Origin of the sequence: Pseudomonas syringae (assembly GCF_021605415.1) — a bacterium.
In the GTDB taxonomy this organism is placed as follows: domain Bacteria; phylum Pseudomonadota; class Gammaproteobacteria; order Pseudomonadales; family Pseudomonadaceae; genus Aquipseudomonas; species Aquipseudomonas syringae_S.
The window spans coordinates 1-902 of the sequence record NZ_WKEQ01000093.1; the positions used below are offsets into that span (position 1 = coordinate 1).

At 61.1% G+C, this 902-nt stretch carries 1 pseudogene; it reads left to right on the forward strand.

The annotated features are described in order from the left end of the window. Nucleotides 1-902 (forward strand): annotated as a pseudogene (locus tag GIW69_RS26135) (hypothetical protein); the annotation flags it as partial.

Sequence of the window (902 nt, forward strand, 5' to 3'; positions counted from 1 at the left end):
ACCGCTACGACCACGCGCAACTGCTGCTGACGGAAATCGAGAACGAGTCCGGCGAGAAATACCTGCTGGACTACACCGCTCGCGGACTGATCCGACAGGAAACGGGGTTCGATGGCCGGCGCACGGCTTATGCCTACGACCTCGGCGGCCATCTGCTGGAAAAGACCGAGTACGGGGATGACGGTTCTTTATGGGTCACGGCTTATGAGCGCGATAGCGCTGGGCGGCTGTTGGTCAAAACCTTGCCCGACGGCATCAAGGTTCAATACCACTACGACAGGCTCGGACGACTGACGAGCGTCGACGACGGCCAGAACCATCCACTGGCGTTCGAATACGATCTCCAGGATCGGCTGATCACCGAACACCAGGGCTGGGGCACCCTGCGTTATGCCTACGATGCCTGCGGCCAACTCAAACGCATGCGCCTGCCCGACGGCAGCAAACTCGATTACTACCATGCCAAGGGCGGTGCTCTAACTGCCATCGACCTGAACGGTTCGCCGCTCACGACGCACCAATTCAAGTTCGGACGGGAACAGCAGCGTCAACAAGGCTTGCTGCTCAGTGAATACGCCTACGACGATCAAGGCCGTCTCAAGGCTCACGCTGTCAGCCAAAACCGACAATTGCGCTACCGCCGCGACTATGCCTACAACGCCAACGGCAATCTCGATCACATCACCGACACCCGCCAAGGCCAGCGCGTCTACCAGTACGACGCCCTCGACCGCCTGATCCGCGTCCGCCACAGCCGCGACCAACAACCCGAAAGCTTCGCCCACGACCCGGCCGGCAACCTGCTCATGCAAAACCGCCCCGGCCCGGCGAACATCTACGGCAACCGCCTGCTGATGCAGGGCGATCGCCACTACGACTACGACGCCTTCGGCAACCTCATC